The sequence below is a fragment of the Microseira wollei NIES-4236 genome, from assembly GCF_020521235.1.
Classification (GTDB): Bacteria; Cyanobacteriota; Cyanobacteriia; order Cyanobacteriales; family Aerosakkonemataceae; genus Microseira; species Microseira wollei.
Genome location: NZ_BLAY01000067.1, coordinates 1 through 16,876, shown reverse-complemented (window position 1 = coordinate 16,876; position 16,876 = coordinate 1). Strand labels below are relative to the sequence as shown.

Sequence of the window (16,876 nt, the reverse complement as noted above, 5' to 3'; positions counted from 1 at the left end):
AATTTAAGGGGTTCAACAACCCTTAAATTAACATTTAAAGGTTAAATTGTGTTCGGTAAACCCAGTATAATACTGGAATGCTGACTATCACCCACCGCTACCGAATCTATCCAGACACCGCTACCGAACAAACACTGATTGAGTGGATGGATATCTGTCGCAGCGCTTACAACTACGCCCTGCGGGAGATAAAAGATTGGTGCGATAGTCGGAAGTGTCTGGTGGATAGATGCTCCATCGAGAAAGAGTACATCCTCTCTACTGAACTGAAATTTCCGAACGAAATCCAACAACTTAACAACTTGCCTAAAGCCAAGAAGGAATTTCCTAGATTGAGCGAAGTTCCTTCTGGGGTTCTCCAACAAGCGATTAAGCAACTGCACGTTGGATGGAAATACTTTCAACACAGAGGATTTGGCTTTCCCAGGTTTAAGAATTACGGGCAATTTAAGTCGTTGCTGTTTCCTCAATTTAAAGAAAACCCTGTAACGAACCTTCATATTAAGCTGCCCAAGATTGGGGCCATCCCCATCAACTTGCACCGACCCATCCCAGCAGGATTTGTGGTCAAACAGGTGCGAATCTTGAGGAAAGCCGATAAATGGTATGCCTCTATCTCGCTGCAATGTGATGTTACTGTTCCTGACCCAACCCCTCATGGTCATCCCATTGGGGTAGATGTGGGACTGGAGAAATTCTTGGCAACCAGTGATGGTGTTCTCGTAAAACCGCCCAAGTTTTTTAAGAGTCTGCAAAGTAAGCTGAAATTGCTGCAACGTAGACTCTCTAGGAAAAAGAAGCGGTCGCTCAATTACGAGAAAGCCAGAATCAAGGTAGCTCGAATTCATCACCAAATCGACAATACGAGGAAAGATTTTCACTACAAACAAGCTCATGCCATTTGTGATGCTGGTGACGCGATCTTCATGGAAGACTTGGACTATCGAACCAGTGCAAAGGGAATGTTTGGTAAACATATGCTTGACGCCGCGTTTGGTCAGTTTAGAACCATCGTCAAGTATGTGTGTTGGAAACGTGGAAAGTTCTTTGCCGAAGTTGATGCGAGGGGGACTTCTCAACAGTGTCCTGAATGTGGTGGTGAAGTCAAAAAAGACCTGAGTGTGAGAATTCATAATTGTCCTCATTGTGGATATAAAACTGATAGGGATGTAGCAGCAGGTCAAAACATACGAAACCGAGGAATTCAATTAATTAGTACCGTTGGACAGACGGGAATGGAAACTGCCTGTGCAGACGCTCTACCGGGGACTGGGGTAACTCAGTCTAGGCAAGTGTCGAAACCCCGTAAGGGAACAACCAGGAAATCCAGGGCGTGAGTCTTGGAAGCCCACACTATACCGCTTGCGGTTAGTGTGGGAGGATGTCACGATGGGTGTGTTACCGGACTCGCTCTGATTCAAACAGCCTTGGAGTTGGTTTATGAATACGCAACAACAAGTTATACAGCAAAGTGAGTTACTCAATCGGTTGGTGCTGGATCGCAGTACTGCTGAGGAAGTAGGTCGGGTCAACGAACTGTGGCTTTCTGTGCGCGAGCATCAAGTAGTGGGTTTTACTTGCAAGTCTGGTATCCTTGGCAGCAAGAAGCGATCGTTTGCTTGGGCTGAAATTGAATCGATTGGGGCTGATAGCATTATCGTAAACCTCAACCCAGATGCAAACGATCCGGCGAAACCAGAATCACCTCGTACTTTGATCGGTCACGAAATCTGGACTGATGCTGGCAATAAGGTTGGTAAGGTATCGGACTATCTATTCGTCCCCGAAACGGGTGCGGTGGTAAATTATTTATTTGTTTCTAGCGGGTGGCGCGGCAGGTTGGATGGGGTTTATATATTACCGATTTCAGCGATAGCCAGCATTGGTAGCAAGCGCGTTATCGTGGCAGATGGTGCTGTTCAAGAGCCGCAGCTGTTTACTCCCGGATTAAGTCAAAAAGTCAGTCAGGCGGCTGAGTTTATTAAGGAAGATTTCCAGAAAACTAAGCTCGATCTGGATTCGCTGAAGCGCGGCGGTCAACAGTTGACGGAGCAAGTTAAAGATAAGGCTCAATTTGTAGGTGATAAGGCTAAGGAATTGAGCGCTCAAGTTAAGGATCAAGCTCAAGTGGCTGCGGAAAAAGCTAAGGAATTGAGCGAGCAAGTCAAAGATCAAGCTCAATCGGTAACGGAAAAAGCGAAGGAACTAAGCGAGCAAGTCAAAGATCAAGCTCAATCGGTAACAGAAAAAGCGAAGGAAAAATTATCTGAAATTAAACCAAAACGTCAAGATGTTGCTTTGGATAGTCAGGTGGATAAGACTATCGATATCGATGTTTCTGTGTCATCCGATGCAGAGGAAAAATAAAAGAGTCTTTGTTGAGTAAACCTGTGGCATCATAGCTACCGGATGCCGCCAAATCTAACATAATCCTGCGCTGGTGGTGAGGATAGAGCGATCGCACCCCTACAGCTGCAAGTGCGCGATATGCCTCCCTTCGCTTGCGCGAACGCTCCTCCATCACTTTGGCCCCTCTGGGGGCTTTTTTTGTTGCGGCGGTATTTCGCCAGTTTTTTGGGCTTCCAACACAGCCACTTCGATCAGAAAACCAGCCAGGTTCGCTGTCGGTCTGCCTTGTTTATCAGCCCATCGCTCTAGGGCTTCGTACACTGAATCGGGAAGCGTTACGTAGACGCGCTTGCTCACCTTAAACCACCGGGAGTATGCAAGCCCCCATCTTTTAAGTGGGGGATGAAATAGGACAGGAGCGGTTTTAACCGCCGTTCCCCAAAAAGGGGTGGGGGTATGGTTGCCCCCAAAACTCCGTTAAACGGGTTAAGTTAGCTTCGCCAATGTTATTTAGGCTTGTTAGGCTAGCAGCACTGTCTTACCCCTCGTAAAACTGTTTAACCACTAGCGACAGAGCAGGGGACTAGCGAGAGCATCCCAGGGTGTCGTGACCTAAATAACGTAGGCAAGTTTTGACTTAGGCCCGTCAGCTACCTGAAGTTTCTGGGCATGAAGCCCCGTCTCTTCAGAGCGGGGTGCTGACTGTCAACATTTGCATTTTGCTATCGCTCCCTATGGTACAGGCTTCCACTCAAGGGCGAGGCATTAGCCACTTTTTAGCCACTTTTTATGTGCTAAATCGCAAACTCCGTGTAATAATATGAGGTAAATCAAATCTTGCACCTGCAATAAGTGGGGCGGGCGGGACGCCCACCCCACAAGAAAAACTATCTCTTGTGGGGTGGGCGTCCCGCCCGCCCGGTGTATTGGTGCAAGAGTTGAGTGCCTAAAAAAGTCAGAAGCCAGCCCCTCGCCCTGGAAAAGCACGGACTGGCTCTGGCTCCAATTGAAAAAGGAGATATTTTTATTATGCTGCACCGAGAACGTCTTAGTCCTTGGATTATTGTGCGTCTGCTGCCAAATTTGCAAAGAATTGTTGTGGGTCGATTTCGCAATTGGTCTGATGCAGATGGTCATTTGAGAATTTTGCAACAATTGATTCCTGGGGCTGAATTGATTGTTGTTTTCGATCCTGGGGAGATGCCTAAGAAAATGCAAAGCGATATGCCATCCGGCACGCTGGGCGATCGCATGTAATTTGTGTGGGTGCGATCGCTGTTGATTAGACTTCTCCAATAACTACTCTCAAAGGCGGGCAGAATGCCCACCCCACAAGAGTTATTGGAGAGAGCTATTGTATGTGCGATCGCGCCCCAATCTCCCCGCGCGTTAAACTAAATTCAAGACATAGTATAAGTTGGGGAAAAATCATGACAGCGACTCTACAACCAACAGAACAACGCTACTACACGCCAGAAGAGTATCTCGCACTAGAAGAAAAAGCAGAAGACAAAAGCGAATATCACGATGGGGTAATTATTCCTATGACAGGTGGAACTACAAATCATAACCGAATTGCAGGAAACACTTACGTTGCGTTAAAACTGGCTCTCAAAGGACAGAACTATGATATTTTCATTGGTGATGTACGTTTGTGGATAGCCAGAATCAGAAGCTATGTTTATCCCGACGTGATGGTTATTGCAGGGAAACCTGAGTATCACGATAATCGCAAGGATACGATTATCAATCCTCAGGTAATTATTGAAGTTTTATCGAAATCTACCAAAGGTTACGACCGAGGAGACAAGTTTAGTTATTACAAAACTATCCCGACATTTCAAGAGTATATTCTGATTGACCAGACTAAGATCGCAATCGAACAATATTCTAAGCAGTCAAATAAGCGGTGGTCTTATTGCGAATACGATGAAGAGGATGCTGGGTTATTGTTTAATTCCTTCGGGGTAGAAGTGCCGCTGGTTGATATTTATGAGAAGGTTGATTTTGAGGCGGAGGAAGTAGAAGAAGAGGTGGAAGTGATAGAAGAGAAGGAGGGGGAGTGAGAAAGCGATCGCTCTGTCTAGTTAAGTTAAACTAGATGTAAGACAATAATTAAGTTGAGCAGATAACTATGACAGCTACTTTACTACCAATGGAACAACGCTACTACACGCCAGAGGAATATTTAGCCCTGGAAGAAGCAGCAGAATATAAAAGTGAATATCATGATGGAGTAATTATTCCCATGACAGGTGGAACTACAAATCATAACCGAATTGCGCTTAGCATGAGCATTGCGTTGCGTCTTGCACTTAAAGGACAGGAATACGATGTTTTTATGAGTGACGTGCGTCTGTGGATACCCAGAATCAGAAGCTATGTTTATCCTGATGTGATGGTTATTGCAGGTAAACCTGAGTATCACGATAATCGCAAGGATACGATTACCAATCCTCAAGTAATTGTTGAAGTTTTATCGAAATCGACGAAAGGTTACGATCGAGGCGACAAGTTTAGTTATTACAGAACTATTCCGACATTTCAAGAATATATTGCGATCGCTCAGACTAAGATCGCAATCGAACAATTTTCTAAGCAGTCAAATAAGCGGTGGTCTTATTGCGAGTACGATGAAGAGGATGCTGGGTTATTGTTTAATTCCTTCGGGTTAGAAGTGCCGCTGGTTGATATTTATGAGAAGGTTGATTTTGAGGCGGAGGAAGTAGAAGAAGAGGTGGAAGTGGTGGAAGAGAAGGAGGGGGAGTGAGGAAGCGATCGCATTTCTGTTTATTCAAGCACTTTGACGATTGTGGCATCATCTATCGCCCAAAAAATCCATTCCATTGCTTACCTGAGATCGGGAAGATCCAAGATATTTCGCTACGATTAGACATTTGACAATGTATATAACAGCGACTCTTTTTTATCAACTTATTTCATGACAGTTTCTTAAGTGTCACATTAATAATTACTTTTTAGCCCTAGCACGACTGACGAACATTTTAAGTACAAACCTTACCCGAACTAGAGTAGACAAGGCCGACGCTATCTGTCAAGCCTCTAGCTAAGATATGCCTAGAATTTTTTCATTGTGCCAATTATTTAAACTGTCCTTTTTACTGGAATCTTAAATAAGATTTAAGTAGAGTTACATTAAATTGACTGCTACTCAAAAGCTTGACTATGAACAGTATCTATATCAACAGCATCGGCAAATTTTTGCCTGGAGATCCTATTGGCAATGACCAGATCGAAGACTACTTAGGTAAAATTAACGGACGTCCTTCTAAGGTCAAAAATCGCATCCTCAAAAACAACGGAATTCAGCAGCGTTACTACGCAATAGATAAACAGCAAAACACCACTTATCTTAATAGCCAAATGGCAGCTAATGCGGTACGCGATACCTTATTACAGGTTAATTTAAACCTAGCTGAAGTTGATTTACTAGCTTGCGCTACTAGCTGGCCAGACTTATTAGTACCCGGATTTGCCAGTATGGTACACGGCGAATTACCAGAGTTATCGCCCCTAGAAATTATTTCGACTCAAGGTGTCTGTTGTGCCGGTATAGCAGCATTAAACTACGCCGCTTCTCAGATTGGTTTAGGTAGAAAACAGACAGCCGTTGCCGTTGCTTCTGAGTTTGCTTCTCGCTTGTTTAAAAACACAAAATTTGAAGCTGAAACTGCTTTAAAATCTGGTAGTGTATTGCCATTTGATACAGAATTTCTGCGCTGGATGCTTTCTGATGGTGCAGGAGCATTTCTCCTACAAAATCACCCTAATTCTCAAGGTATCAGTTTAAAAATAGAGTGGATTGAATTAATTTCCCATGCCAATGCTTACCCCTTGTGCATGTATGCTGGAACAACCGAGGAAACTGGGCAAAAAAGTTGGATGGATTATCTTTCTTATGCAGATGCCGCCGCCGAGGGGGCGATTAACTTGCGGCAGAATATTCGGTTGCTGGATAATGTAATTAAATTGGGCGTAGAAGGTTGGTTGAAGTTGATTGAAGCGGGGCGCGTCAAACCTGAAGAAATTGACTGGTTGTTGTGTCATTATTCCTCCCATTTCTTCCGGGGGCAAATTGTCGAATTGCTGACTAAAGCAGGCTGCATGATTCCCGAATCTAAGTGGTTTACGAACCTCTACACGCGGGGAAATACTGGCTGTGCTTCCATTTACTTAATGCTGGAAGAACTATTTTATTCTGGCAAATTGCAACCAGGTCAAAAAATATTCTGTTTTGTCCCTGAAAGCGGTCGTTTTACAACTGCTTACATGATGTTAACTGTTGTGGAAGCAACGGGTTTAGTCAGCGATGTGCAAGGTATTACAGATAACCAATTCGCTCCCGCTACTATTAGCCCCGCAGATGAATCAGTTTCAGCTACTTTATTGCGCCAGTTAGCTTTAGTATGGCTAGAATTTGAACGCAAATTGAATTCTGTCTTGATTATTCGCCAACTCAATCGAGGCGATTTTACCCTAGAAGATTACAAAGCTATGCTGCGGAATTTGCGTCCTCAAGTTGTAGAAGGGGCGCGGTGGATTGCCCGTGCTGCTTCTAATATGATAGATTTTCGCCGGCGTTCTACGTTTATCGGTCATGCTCAAGATGAGCATCGCGACTACCAAATGTTGGAACGCAATTATGTGGCAGTTGGGGGCAATTTGTCAGAGATTGTTGAGGCTGAAAAAAATATTGGCAGCGAGGCGCTTTCGGCGTTTATTTTCCATCAAGCTTCGCGAGAAAATCCTGTTGATTTGATTGGCAGCATGTTTATTATTGAAGGTTTGGGTAATCGCTTGGCTGCCAAATGGGCAGAACAAATTAAACAAAAGTTGAGTCTCACTGACGAACAAGTTTCTTTCCTGGCTTATCACGGCGTAAATGATGAATCTCATATCGGTAAGCTGGATGCTTTAATCAATGCGGAATGGATGACTCCAGAAATTGCGAGGCGCATTGTTAAAACCGCTCAAGTTACTGCTCGTTTATACTTGCTGCAACTGGAGGAAATTCGATAATGCAACCTTATACTGAAACTAGAGAAGCAGTTGGCAAGGGAAAAAAAGCCGAATCGGTGATGCCTTGGACGCCACAGCCACGCGATCGCGCCAACCCCAATGTCTGGGATGCTCTTTATTTGGACGCATCCATTCCAGTCGATCCAGTTGCCAAAGCCTACATGGTGCGGGATTTACAAAGCTGGACTCGCAATTATCTATTAATCCCGATCAAAATTTTTGCGAATATATCCCTAGCTTTAATTATGACAACAAAGCGCTTGCTACCCTTTCAATTCAGCGCTTACAAACTCATGCACCAGTCGGCTGCTTTTTTCATCAATAATTTTGTCTCGCCGGAAGCCGCCTATCTGATTGTGCGACACTTGGGACTCGGTTCTAATATTGTCAATTTTCTGATTGATAATGGCCCAGATCTAAGGATTGAGAAAGCCCATCTCTATCCTCGCACTGTCAGTGACTTAGCGAATAATGCTTTTTGGGAGCATGACCTCATTCTCTACAATTTTATCCTCGACTATCAGGAGGCAAAGCAAGCCAATCCCCAATGGCTGGACGAAGTAAAAAAGCGAGGACTTAGCTATAACAGCATTCAACCCGTACAGGTGGAAGTCGATTTTCAGAAGCGTCGGTGGTTAAGGATTTTGGACTTAGAATCAGCCATCGAACTGTTTAAAGTATTTTATTCTTTCTGTTTAACCAGCGATGAGTTTGCCAGGGCAGTTTTATCGCTGCAATTCGATGAAAATTTTGGACTTTATGTCAGTGAAGTTACGGGCGATTATGACTGGAATCACGTAATTAAGAATCGCCATCCTTTAGCGCCCAATAGTCCTTTTAATGCAGCTCGCGATCTGATGTTGCACGGCATTGTCTCTGAGTATCTTCACCGCTATTTGGAGATTCGTAATGAAAAAACTGAGTAATATTCCTGGTTCGGATTATTTTAGTGGAAGAGTGCGCCAAACTAAAGCTTCAAAGCTACTTCAAGCAAATACTCGCTTAGACTGAGACTCCTGATAGTGGCAGCGTTTTCCAGTACTTCTTTTTGTTCCTGACTCATGGTTATCTCAATTGTGGTTGTTTGGGTAGTCTGGATTGGGTTTGACATCGTTTCGGGTTCCTCACGACAGAGGGATTGATTGTATTTTAGCGACCTTTGAGCGAAATGAAAGTAGGTAATGGAGGTGGGCGAGGGCGATCGCGCCAGAACCTCCCCAGATGCGATCGCACTTCTCCGCAAAGCGCCCAAATTCCTGATTTTAACTGAGTTAGGGGGAAAAGCGAAGCGCAGCAAGCTAAATTATAGACTACACTTGTTTACAGGATTCCCATCATCCAAGATAATCAGACTCTTGATAGAGCAGAAACATGGATTCCCTCAAAGAAAAGATTGTAGAGAAACTGGACAGCCTTCCTGAAATGGCACTTCAAGAAGTTCTAGAGTTTTTAGATTTCGTAATATGGCGCGACCGAAATCGTGAGAAATCATCATTATCTGTAGTAGAGGATGACCTACGAGAAGAACAAGATACAGCATGGTTAGAGATGGATTTATCTAACCTGGAAAGCTACGACGCTTACGATTGGCAACCCGGAGAAATGAGTGAGGGTTTGCCTGTTAAGTATGTTCCTGGTATGGGTGTAGTAATTGTTGAGAAATGACTAATCGTTCTTTACTGTTTGGGGACATTGTAACGGTGCGATTTCCCACACAAAATCCTCAAGGTCGCGAACAAGAAGGTTATCGACCTGCGATTGCGATCGGTTTTCCAAACCGACTGGGAACACCGCGCTTTGAATTAATAATTGTGATTCCAATGACAACAGATCGAAATCAAGCGCGGGCTATTGCTTCTCCCGATTTATATCCACGTTTTGCGGCGGGAGTTGCAGGTTTAAGGTCGCCGTCTATTGCTTTGTTAGATCAGGTAAGAGTTTTGGATATTAACCGAATTGTGGACTATCGGGGAAGTTTGACACCTGAAGAATATGCACCTATCTTGAGTGGACTTCAGCGGATGACAAGTCCTTAAATAACATGCGATCTCGTAGCGGAAGGGAGGCATATCGCTCTAGTGGTGTTTGAGTGCGATCGCACTTTTCCCCAAGCATCCAAATTCCTGATGTTGACTGAGTTATGGGGAAGGGATTTCAAGCACCCCGATGATTGTAGCTATCGGGATAAAAAGTGAAAGCTCATCATCTTCTAACAGTATAAAACCATATTTCAAATAAAACTCTTTAGCTTGCTGGTTTTTAGCATCGACTATTACTGCAAATATTCCCACCTCCGAGGAAAGGCGAAGGGCTTTTTCAAAACAATTGATCAACAGTTTTTTGCCCAGTCCTCTGCCTTGCATGGAAACAGCAACAGCAAGTTTACCAAGGCGCATAGCTGGTACGGGATAGCGAGGTAATCCTCTCCGATAATTTTCGGGTAGGGACTCGCGTTTAATTTCAGCCATGCTGACAGAGTAGTACCCTGCTACATCTCCACTTTCACCTTCAGGAATTGCCACAAAGGTTTTAGCAATTCCTCTTCTATCATTCTGTCGCGCATACTTTTTCAGATATTCATTTAACTCCGGTACGCCACAGTCAAAAGTTTCCCTCCTTACTCTGTCATCATCTATCGCACAAAAAATCCATTTCATGGGTTACCACTTTCCATACTCTTCCTGATACTCTTTAATGGCTGCTTTTAGTGCTTCGTTTGGTTCAGGTGGGTTTTCAAGGGCGGATGCGAAGATTTCCCAGTCGCGATCGCTCAATACAATCTGCTCTATTTCTGGAGTTTCTTTGGCTAAATTGAGAGCAACTTCTAGCAGATACTCGCTCAGGCTTTTAGTTTGCGCTGCGGCTGCTTTTTCGAGAGTTTCTTTGTCTTGTTGGCTGAGAGTTAGCTCGATATTCTCTGCAACTTCTGCCCTTTGCTTCTCAACTCGCCGCTTGTGGATGAGTTCAACTAGCAAGTCCTGTTCTTCCGGCGAAAGTGCTTCAACGTACTCGATAACGGTTTGTAATGCTCGCGCGTTGCTCATTTGTTTAATCTCCCAATCTCCAAAAGGCTACCTTGTGGTTATTACTAGGATAACTTGTGCGATCGCAGCTTGGGTGATATGAGTGCGATCGCGTTGCTCATTCGTTTAGTCTCCAAATCCCCAAGAGGCTACCTTATGGTTATTACTAGGATAGCTTGCGCGATCGCACAAGCAAAATAGCGATTATGGCATAATCGGAGGATAAAGTATTCCTGGTTTGAGCGATTATGGTTTGGGTGGCGGGGAAGAGATTATATGGCGATCGCTACACGATTGAGCGTAAGCTGGGGGAGGGTGGGTTTGGCATCACCTATTTAGCCAAAAAGCACAACGGGAAGCGAGTTGTCATCAAAACTTTGAAAGGTAAAGCGAAAATTTAGGGCGCGGGGTGACTTGAGAAATGGTATCGATTCCGGGCGGTACTTTTATGATTGGTTCCCCTGCAACAGAGAAAGGTCGATATGATAGCGAAACTCCGCAATATCAAGTAGCTGTATTGTTTTAGATCTAAGGAAATAACGTAATGGAAAATGAAAATCAACCTAGAGAATACGATGCTGTCCTGGGCGGTAAATCTGAAATCCCATTGTATGCGGCTGTTTTAGGCGGGATTCTTGGCGTTAAAACTCGCTTAGCTTCTCCGATTGTTGAAGTGCGAATCGCTGCATTAAAGGATGCACTCAAATATGGTGAAGCTGGTTTAGATTTGATGATTGAGGCTTGGCGCGATGAATCAATGCAGGTGAAATTGGCTGCCTTTTCGCTGCTGCGAGATAGAAATGAAGAAAAAGTAAAACAGAATTTAGATAAGTTTCTTCCTAGCTTTAATTTTGATGTCATAACCGTAAATGCTAAAGGAGAAGAAATCAGCCGCCGCCCTCACTCGGCTAAGTTTTTTCCCGAAGACTTAGGGGATGGAGTTGTGCTGGAAATAGTCTATATTCCCGGCGGAACATTTCAAATGGGTTCAACAGAAAGAGATTCCGAACAACCCGTACATCAAGTAACCGTCAAACCTTTCTTTATAGGCAAATATCCCATCACCCAAGAACAATGGCAAGCGGTGATGGGAAATAATTATTCGATTTTCAAAGGCGCGAAACGACCTGTAAAAAAAGTATCGTGGCAAGATGCAGTGGAATTTTGTGCCAAATTATCGCAAAAAACGGGGAAAAATTATCGCTTACCCAGCGAGGCAGAGTGGGAATATGCTTGTCGTGCAGGTACAACGACGCCTTTCCACTTTGGCGAGACTATTACCCCCAATTTAGTCAATTACAACGGATACTACCCCTATGGTTCTGCGCCAAAGGGACTTTACCGCAAGGAAACAACGCCGGTGGGGAGTTTTCTGCCGAATGCGTTTGGACTGTACGATATGCACGGGAATGTTTGCGAATGGTGCAGCGATCGCTGGCACGATAACTATAACGGCGCACCTTGTGACGGAAGTTCCTGGGAAACTGGCGAATCTGATTACCGAGTGCGGCGTGGAGGTTCGTGGGACTACAGTGCGGTCCTTTGCCGCAGTGCCTACCGCAGCTGGAACGTGCTGGGCTATGGGAGCAGGAATTGCAGTTTTCGGGTTGCGGTTTCTTTGTTTCCGGGGGCTTAGTCTTCGGTTGCTTGGTTTTCGCCTCTTCGGTTTCCGGCCTTCTGGTTTTTGGTTGCGATGCTAATCTTTTACGAAAAAAAACGCTCGTAGTCATCGTGGCTACCAATCCAAAACCAGGTGACTGTATCATTCTCCAAAATTCCAATAGCCCGATAACTCCGGGTTATTCTGACAGACCAGATATTTTCTTCTTGATTAATACATTTAAAGTGCAACGAAGGGTGAAAGGGATTTTCTGCCCACAAGCGGTAAGCTTTCCTAGCTCTTTATCTGATCTCATTATCAAGAGATCTGTAAGCAGTCCAAAAAGAAGGGAGAGTTGCGGACTTCATAACTGGTCATAATCCAACAACTTTGCCTTTCCTTCAGCAATTTCTTGCTTAGCAAGCTTGGCAGCATTAATCAGTTGCTGTTGCGTTTTCTGGAAAGACTCATCCCATTTCAGTTCATCTTGCAAATCTAAAATATACTCTTGTAAATGTTCTGCTACTCGGTCTTGCAAAGATTCGGGCAAAGATTCCATGATGGCGACTACAGTGGCGATCGCATGAGATGACATACCTATGCTCCTCCTATGCTATCTGACTCCAGTGTAAGGCGATCGCACCCCTTGTAATGCTCGCGCGTTACTCATTCGTTTAATCTCCTACTTCCTGAAATTGACCTTGTATTCTCTTCTATACGATTTAGAATGTCAAAAAATACTATCAATGCTTCTGTTGAAATGTAGACAAAACTACAGGAACCAGCAAGAAATAAAAAAATCAATAACACCCCTAAAAAGCTCTCTGGCCTTATAAAGATGAATGCTGGCGCTGCGGCAACTAAAGAATAAAAAATTAAAATCAGATAAATAACTATCCTAATTCTTTTTATATTTTTAATAAATCTGGTATAGACTCGATTTTGAGCGGAATTGCCAGATGGTGCGTTACTGCTCATATTTACGCCCTAGTAAAAAATATTTTTCTTCTTGATTAATACATTTGAAATGCAACGAGGATTGAAAGGGATTTTCTGTCCACAAGCGGTAGGCTTTTCGGGATCTTTGTCTGATCTCATTATCAAGAGATCTGTAAGCAGTCCAAAAAGAAGGGAGAGTTGCTGACTTCATAACTGGTCATAATCGAGTAAATTCGCCTTTCCTTCAGCAATTTCTTGCTTAGCACGCTTGGCAGCATTAATAAGTTGCTGCTGTGTTTTCTTGAAAGACTCATCCCATTTCAGTTCATCTTGCAAATCTAAAATATATTCCTGTAAATGTTCTGCTACTTGGTTTTGCAAAGATTCGGGCAAAGACTCCATGATGGCTACTACGGTGGCGATCGCATGAGATGACATACCTACAATCCTCGTCTAACAAATAGGGTGGGCAACACCCACCCTACTATTATAACCTACGCGCCGACAGCTTCCTTGGCAGCGTACATCACTTCAACGGTGATTTGCGAGATATTGCGATCGCGTGCAAATTTCTCGGTATTCCGCTTCACTTTCCCCCGCACAAATCCAGGAATCTTATTCAATTCTGCTTGCGCGTCTTTCGTCCAATTCAGATCGGAATCAGCCGAAATTCCCTTGGTAATCACTTCTTTGGTATCGTGACCTCCAAATATTTCTAACAAGTGGTCTTCCATTCCCAAGGTGAAGGAATTGTAGACCAAATCGGCAATTTGATTTGTGCCTTCATATCCCATAAATGGCTTGTATCCAATCGGGAAGTTTTGAATGTGAATCGGGGCTGCAATTACACCGCAAGGAATATCTAGACGCTTACCGACGTGGCGTTCCATTTGCGTGCCGAAAATGGCGGCGGGTTCGATCCGAGCAATCATATCCCCAATTTGACCGTTGTCTTCGCTGATCAGAATTTCATCGCAGTATTCTGCTACTTGTTCGCGGAACCAATCGGCGTCGTATTTGCAGTAAGTTCCAGCACAAACTACTTTAATTCCCATCTCCCGTGCGAGGATTTTGGTCATCGCAGCGGCGTGGGTATTGTCGCCAAATACGACGGCTTTTTTACCCGTCAAATTTTGACAGTCAATCGACCGAGAGAACCAAGCTGCTTGGGATACATATAAGGTTTGCTCGTTGATGAAATTTTCGTAATCAACTTCCGCACCTTGGGCGTTAATTACCTGCTGAATTTTGCGGATGCAACGGGCAGTTTCTACCACACCCATCGGCGCAATATCGACATAAGGCGTGCCGAATTCTTGCTCTAAATACTTGGCAGTCATTAAGCCGAGTTCGCGATAAGGAACTAAGTTAAACCAAGCTTTGGGTAGCGTTTTCAAGTTGTGAACCGAAGCGCCTTCGGGAATTACTTGATTGACTTCTATGCCCAAATCTGCCATTAACCGCTTTAATTCGGTGCAGTCGTGTTGGTTGTGGAAGCCAAGGGTAGAAATTCCGATAATATTGACTGAAGGTTTTTCGGTTTTACCTTCGGGTAGTTCGTTTTTCTTGCGGGCTTTTTCGATGTAGTATTGGACGATTTGTTGGAGAGTGCGATCGCCTGCTTGCAGTTCGTTCACTCGGTAGTGGTTCACATCCGCCAGCATCACGTCGCCTTTGGCTTCCAATTGGGCGCGCTCTACAAAGTTTTGTAAATCTTCTTGCAAAATGCTCGATGTGCATGTAGGAGTAAGAACGATCAAATCAGGGCGTTCTTCTCTATCCTTGCGGGTGATGTTGTCTACCACCTTTTCTTGAGAACCCCGTGCCAACACGTTGCGGTCAACTACACTGGCGGTTACTGGGGTGAAATTCCGCTCCCGCTCTAACATCGATCGCATGACGTTAAAGTAATCATCGCCTATAGGCGCGTGCATGATGGCGTGGACGTTCTTGAAAGAACTGGCAATCCGGAGAGTGCCAATGTGGGCGGGACCTGCATACATCCAATAAGCTAATTTCATAATCTGTTCTCCCTGGCGCTGTTTGAGTAAGCCCGATGATGAAGGGTGGGCGCGAGCATTTTTAACGACGTTTCTGATTTTCTCTAAAGATGCTGTCCCTTAAAGTTAAGACTTTTTACGGCGTTTGGTAGGCGAGCTAAGTCTCAAACGCTCTTGCTGATTGGGTTTTATGGGTAATTTAAACAACTATTTTGTTGTTTTAGTGCAATGATTCTTAATCTTTTGCCACAGTTCTCAAGAAATTGCAGAATTTCTATCGGGATCTAGAATGCCAGTCCATTAAAAGAGGTTGATAAACGCGGCATAGTCTGATTTTCTATCGGGATCTCGGCAGGGCGAAGCATTCGGGAAAAAAGATTGTTATAGATCGCGCTCAATTGTCGCCCTCATGCTTCGCCCCTACAAAATACATATTTACAGCGGATTGCAAATGAGTGAGGTACACCTTCGTTTGTGTAGCGGCACCCTTAAGGGTGCCGCTACACAAACGAAGCGATAACGCTTTCCCTCACGCGGCTGCAAGCCGCTGTATTTCTCGTTCCTCGTTCCCAGGCTCAGCCTGGGAACGAGATTGTAGAGGCTCTGCCTCGCTTATGTGGATGCCATTTGGGTATAGCTTTCTTCTGGGTCAAAAATTACGTAAAATGCGCCTTTTGGAACCTTTCGGCTCAAAAACCTTGCTATATCCTCGGCATCGGAGCGGTTACGAGTTCGCCCTACTGCCTTTGGTTTGCGTTCGGGAAACACAGCAACGATCGCATAAGGCTGAGAATTTTTCAAACCGTCTAAAACAAGGCTGTTGGAATTATTCATGGCTCAATACCAATAAATGGGTATTGGCAATAGGTTACTAGCAATAAATAAATTTGTATATACACACTTAAATGGTTTATTGTAGACAATTTAAGTGTGTATACACAAGTATTTTTCAAGGTTATAATAAGTATGTTTTTCAAACTAAGTTAGTTGAGACGAAACTAGGAAAAATAACCATGCCAACTCAACAAGAATGGGAATGGTTAGCCTTTAACTCCCATTACCAAACCGCCACAGCCGTGCAACAACTTTTAAGAGAAGGAAAGTCTATGGAAGCAAGTGAAGGTTTAGATGCGCTGATCGAAGCGATGTCAAGAACAGAAAGACACGCACTGAAAAGCCAGTTGGTGCGGTTGATGGCTCATGTTATCAAATGGAAATGTCAACCGGAAAAACGGTCAACAAGCTGGGCTGTCACTATTAACTATGCTCGGATGGAAATTGAAGATATCCGGGAAGACATGCCGAGTTTGAATCGAAATTATATCGAATCAGTTTGGGATAAATGTTTTAAATCAGCGATGAAACAAGCTGTTTTAGAAATGGGGAAAAAATGTCAACTGGCTTCCCTGACATGGTCAGAGGTATTTGAGGAATCTTACAGTTTATTGGAAGATGATGAAGCTATTGACGAGGATTGATTGGTTCGTAAATTGCGTATTGGCGTAGGGGCACGGCAATATTAAGGTTATCTGTTTTTGGGAGATATCTCGCGTGCCGTGCCCCTACTTCTAATTCAGGCACGGCAATATTAAGGTTATCTGTTTTTGGCAGATATTTCGTCCGCCGTGCCCCTTGGCGTAGGGGCACGGCAATATTAAGGTGATCGGTTTTTGGCAGATATTTCGTCCGCCGTGCCCCTTGGCGTAGGGGCACGGCAATATTAAGGTGATCGGTTTTTGGCAGATATCTCGCCCGCCGTGCCCCTTGGCGTAGGGGCACGGCAATATTAAGGTTATCTGTTTTTGGCAGATATCTCGCCCGCCGTGCCCCTTGGCGTAGGGGCACGGCAATATTAAGGTTATCTGTTTTTGGCAGATATCTCGCCCGCCGTGCCCCTTGGCGTAGGGGCACGGCAATATTAAGGT

General features: G+C 44.3%; 22 protein-coding genes and 1 pseudogene. 12 read left to right on the top strand and 11 right to left on the bottom strand.

Going from position 1 to position 16,876, the window contains the following annotated elements:
• The first annotated feature begins 77 nt into the window (after positions 1-77).
• Entirely contained in the window at positions 78-1,337 is a 1,260-nt protein-coding gene (locus tag MiSe_RS21880) for an RNA-guided endonuclease InsQ/TnpB family protein (protein WP_226584896.1), read from the top strand.
• A gap of 103 nt (positions 1,338-1,440) precedes the next feature.
• Complete coding sequence (locus MiSe_RS21875) at positions 1,441-2,367, top strand: PRC-barrel domain-containing protein (RefSeq protein ID WP_226584894.1); 927 nt, start codon at positions 1,441-1,443, stop codon at positions 2,365-2,367.
• On the opposite strand, the gene MiSe_RS21870 is transcribed toward MiSe_RS21875, so the two are convergent.
• Positions 2,321-2,521, bottom strand: a complete 201-nt coding sequence (locus MiSe_RS21870) for a hypothetical protein (RefSeq protein WP_226584892.1) — start codon at positions 2,519-2,521, stop codon at positions 2,321-2,323. The two genes, MiSe_RS21875 and MiSe_RS21870, sit on opposite strands and share 47 nt — an antisense overlap.
• Positions 2,521-2,706: a ribbon-helix-helix domain-containing protein gene (locus MiSe_RS21865; protein ID WP_226584890.1), complete on the bottom strand. Its 186-nt coding sequence runs from the start codon at positions 2,704-2,706 to the stop codon at positions 2,521-2,523. The genes MiSe_RS21870 and MiSe_RS21865 overlap by 1 nt, the downstream gene beginning before the upstream one ends.
• 585 nt (positions 2,707-3,291) lie before the next feature.
• On the opposite strand from MiSe_RS21865, the gene MiSe_RS21860 reads away from it, so the two are divergent.
• The 5 genes from MiSe_RS21860 (at position 3,292) to MiSe_RS21840 (ending at position 8,315) form a co-directional block, all read left to right on the top strand.
• A complete protein-coding gene (locus MiSe_RS21860; protein WP_307731496.1) occupies positions 3,292-3,606 on the top strand; it encodes a hypothetical protein in 315 nt (104 codons plus the stop codon).
• A 173-nt stretch (positions 3,607-3,779) separates the two neighbouring features.
• Positions 3,780-4,415 (top strand): Uma2 family endonuclease, encoded by a 636-nt coding sequence (locus MiSe_RS21855; RefSeq protein WP_226584888.1) that lies wholly within the window; start codon positions 3,780-3,782, stop codon positions 4,413-4,415.
• Between the two features lie 68 nt (positions 4,416-4,483).
• On the top strand, positions 4,484-5,119 hold the full coding sequence (locus MiSe_RS21850; RefSeq protein WP_226584886.1) for a Uma2 family endonuclease: 636 nt from the start codon (positions 4,484-4,486) through the stop codon (positions 5,117-5,119).
• Positions 5,120-5,535: 416 nt separating this feature from the next.
• Positions 5,536-7,389: a StlD/DarB family beta-ketosynthase gene (locus MiSe_RS21845; protein WP_226584884.1), complete on the top strand. Its 1,854-nt coding sequence runs from the start codon at positions 5,536-5,538 to the stop codon at positions 7,387-7,389.
• A gap of 59 nt (positions 7,390-7,448) precedes the next feature.
• Positions 7,449-8,315 carry a DUF6999 family protein gene (locus tag MiSe_RS21840; protein WP_444980532.1) on the top strand — a complete coding sequence of 289 codons (867 nt, stop codon included), beginning with the start codon at positions 7,449-7,451 and terminating at the stop codon, positions 8,313-8,315.
• A gap of 41 nt (positions 8,316-8,356) precedes the next feature.
• On the opposite strand, the gene MiSe_RS21835 is transcribed toward MiSe_RS21840, so the two are convergent.
• Complete coding sequence (locus tag MiSe_RS21835) at positions 8,357-8,686, bottom strand: type II toxin -antitoxin system TacA 1-like antitoxin (RefSeq protein WP_226584881.1); 330 nt, start codon at positions 8,684-8,686, stop codon at positions 8,357-8,359.
• Positions 8,687-8,760: 74 nt separating this feature from the next.
• On the opposite strand from MiSe_RS21835, the gene MiSe_RS21830 reads away from it, so the two are divergent.
• Together MiSe_RS21830 and MiSe_RS21825 are read left to right on the top strand one after the other, a co-directional pair.
• Positions 8,761-9,054, top strand: coding sequence for a hypothetical protein (locus MiSe_RS21830; RefSeq protein WP_226584879.1), 294 nt, complete (start codon positions 8,761-8,763; stop codon positions 9,052-9,054).
• A complete protein-coding gene (locus MiSe_RS21825; RefSeq protein WP_226584877.1) occupies positions 9,051-9,425 on the top strand; it encodes a type II toxin-antitoxin system PemK/MazF family toxin in 375 nt (124 codons plus the stop codon). Before MiSe_RS21830 ends, MiSe_RS21825 begins: the two co-directional genes overlap by 4 nt.
• 102 nt (positions 9,426-9,527) lie before the next feature.
• On the opposite strand, the gene MiSe_RS21820 is transcribed toward MiSe_RS21825, so the two are convergent.
• Positions 9,528-10,046: a GNAT family N-acetyltransferase gene (locus tag MiSe_RS21820; RefSeq protein ID WP_226584875.1), complete on the bottom strand. Its 519-nt coding sequence runs from the start codon at positions 10,044-10,046 to the stop codon at positions 9,528-9,530.
• A 3-nt stretch (positions 10,047-10,049) separates the two neighbouring features.
• Positions 10,050-10,433, bottom strand: a complete 384-nt coding sequence (locus MiSe_RS21815; protein WP_226584873.1) for a type II toxin-antitoxin system TacA family antitoxin — start codon at positions 10,431-10,433, stop codon at positions 10,050-10,052.
• A 236-nt stretch (positions 10,434-10,669) separates the two neighbouring features.
• On the opposite strand from MiSe_RS21815, the gene MiSe_RS21810 reads away from it, so the two are divergent.
• Both MiSe_RS21810 and MiSe_RS21800 read left to right on the top strand, forming a co-directional pair.
• Complete coding sequence (locus tag MiSe_RS21810; protein WP_226584871.1) at positions 10,670-10,813, top strand: hypothetical protein; 144 nt, start codon at positions 10,670-10,672, stop codon at positions 10,811-10,813.
• A gap of 143 nt (positions 10,814-10,956) precedes the next feature.
• Positions 10,957-12,048 (top strand): formylglycine-generating enzyme family protein, encoded by a 1,092-nt coding sequence (locus MiSe_RS21800; RefSeq protein WP_307731495.1) that lies wholly within the window; start codon positions 10,957-10,959, stop codon positions 12,046-12,048.
• A gap of 68 nt (positions 12,049-12,116) precedes the next feature.
• On the opposite strand, the pseudogene MiSe_RS53940 reads toward MiSe_RS21800, so the two are convergent.
• From MiSe_RS53940 to MiSe_RS21780, 5 genes and pseudogenes are all read right to left on the bottom strand, one after another.
• Positions 12,117-12,380, bottom strand: a pseudogene (locus tag MiSe_RS53940) (ParE family toxin-like protein).
• Positions 12,377-12,607, bottom strand: a complete 231-nt coding sequence (locus MiSe_RS21795; protein ID WP_226584869.1) for a hypothetical protein — start codon at positions 12,605-12,607, stop codon at positions 12,377-12,379. The pseudogene MiSe_RS53940 and the gene MiSe_RS21795 overlap by 4 nt, the downstream one beginning before the upstream one ends.
• Positions 12,608-13,158: 551 nt before the next feature.
• A complete protein-coding gene (locus tag MiSe_RS21790) occupies positions 13,159-13,389 on the bottom strand; it encodes a hypothetical protein (protein ID WP_226584867.1) in 231 nt (76 codons plus the stop codon).
• A 56-nt stretch (positions 13,390-13,445) separates the two neighbouring features.
• Positions 13,446-14,972, bottom strand: a complete 1,527-nt coding sequence (gene bchB / locus MiSe_RS21785; RefSeq protein WP_226584865.1) for a ferredoxin:protochlorophyllide reductase (ATP-dependent) subunit B — start codon at positions 14,970-14,972, stop codon at positions 13,446-13,448.
• Positions 14,973-15,563: 591 nt separating this feature from the next.
• Positions 15,564-15,785, bottom strand: coding sequence for a hypothetical protein (locus tag MiSe_RS21780; RefSeq protein ID WP_226584863.1), 222 nt, complete (start codon positions 15,783-15,785; stop codon positions 15,564-15,566).
• Between the two features lie 179 nt (positions 15,786-15,964).
• Between MiSe_RS21780 and MiSe_RS21775 the strand changes: the two genes are divergently transcribed.
• On the top strand, positions 15,965-16,429 hold the full coding sequence (locus MiSe_RS21775) for a DUF29 domain-containing protein (RefSeq protein ID WP_226584861.1): 465 nt from the start codon (positions 15,965-15,967) through the stop codon (positions 16,427-16,429).
• Here MiSe_RS21775 and MiSe_RS21770 read toward each other — a convergent pair.
• A partial coding sequence (locus MiSe_RS21770) for a hypothetical protein (protein ID WP_226584860.1) occupies positions 16,413-16,876 on the bottom strand: 464 nt, incomplete at its 5' end. The genes MiSe_RS21775 and MiSe_RS21770 overlap by 17 nt on opposite strands.

Bases quoted from the DNA above. Each gene is read 5' to 3' on its own strand.
- MiSe_RS21790 (WP_226584867.1), bottom strand. From the start codon at position 13,389: ATGTCATCTCATGCGATCGCCACCGTAGTAGCCATCATGGAGTCTTTG.
- MiSe_RS21830 (WP_226584879.1), top strand. From the start codon at position 8,761: ATGGATTCCCTCAAAGAAAAGATTGTAGAGAAACTGGACAGCCTTCCT.
- MiSe_RS21880 (WP_226584896.1), top strand. From the start codon at position 78: ATGCTGACTATCACCCACCGCTACCGAATCTATCCAGACACCGCTACC.
- MiSe_RS21855 (WP_226584888.1), top strand. From the start codon at position 3,780: ATGACAGCGACTCTACAACCAACAGAACAACGCTACTACACGCCAGAA.
- MiSe_RS21850 (WP_226584886.1), top strand. From the start codon at position 4,484: ATGACAGCTACTTTACTACCAATGGAACAACGCTACTACACGCCAGAG.
- MiSe_RS21800 (WP_307731495.1), top strand. From the start codon at position 10,957: ATGGAAAATGAAAATCAACCTAGAGAATACGATGCTGTCCTGGGCGGT.
- MiSe_RS21795 (WP_226584869.1), bottom strand. From the start codon at position 12,607: ATGTCATCTCATGCGATCGCCACTGTAGTCGCCATCATGGAATCTTTG.
- MiSe_RS21870 (WP_226584892.1), bottom strand. From the start codon at position 2,521: ATGGAGGAGCGTTCGCGCAAGCGAAGGGAGGCATATCGCGCACTTGCA.
- MiSe_RS21875 (WP_226584894.1), top strand. From the start codon at position 1,441: ATGAATACGCAACAACAAGTTATACAGCAAAGTGAGTTACTCAATCGG.
- MiSe_RS21840 (WP_444980532.1), top strand. From the start codon at position 7,449: ATGCCTTGGACGCCACAGCCACGCGATCGCGCCAACCCCAATGTCTGG.
- bchB (WP_226584865.1), bottom strand. From the start codon at position 14,972: ATGAAATTAGCTTATTGGATGTATGCAGGTCCCGCCCACATTGGCACT.
- MiSe_RS21815 (WP_226584873.1), bottom strand. From the start codon at position 10,433: ATGAGCAACGCGCGAGCATTACAAACCGTTATCGAGTACGTTGAAGCA.
- MiSe_RS21825 (WP_226584877.1), top strand. From the start codon at position 9,051: ATGACTAATCGTTCTTTACTGTTTGGGGACATTGTAACGGTGCGATTT.
- MiSe_RS21775 (WP_226584861.1), top strand. From the start codon at position 15,965: ATGCCAACTCAACAAGAATGGGAATGGTTAGCCTTTAACTCCCATTAC.
- MiSe_RS21780 (WP_226584863.1), bottom strand. From the start codon at position 15,785: ATGAATAATTCCAACAGCCTTGTTTTAGACGGTTTGAAAAATTCTCAG.
- MiSe_RS21820 (WP_226584875.1), bottom strand. From the start codon at position 10,046: ATGAAATGGATTTTTTGTGCGATAGATGATGACAGAGTAAGGAGGGAA.
- MiSe_RS21845 (WP_226584884.1), top strand. From the start codon at position 5,536: ATGAACAGTATCTATATCAACAGCATCGGCAAATTTTTGCCTGGAGAT.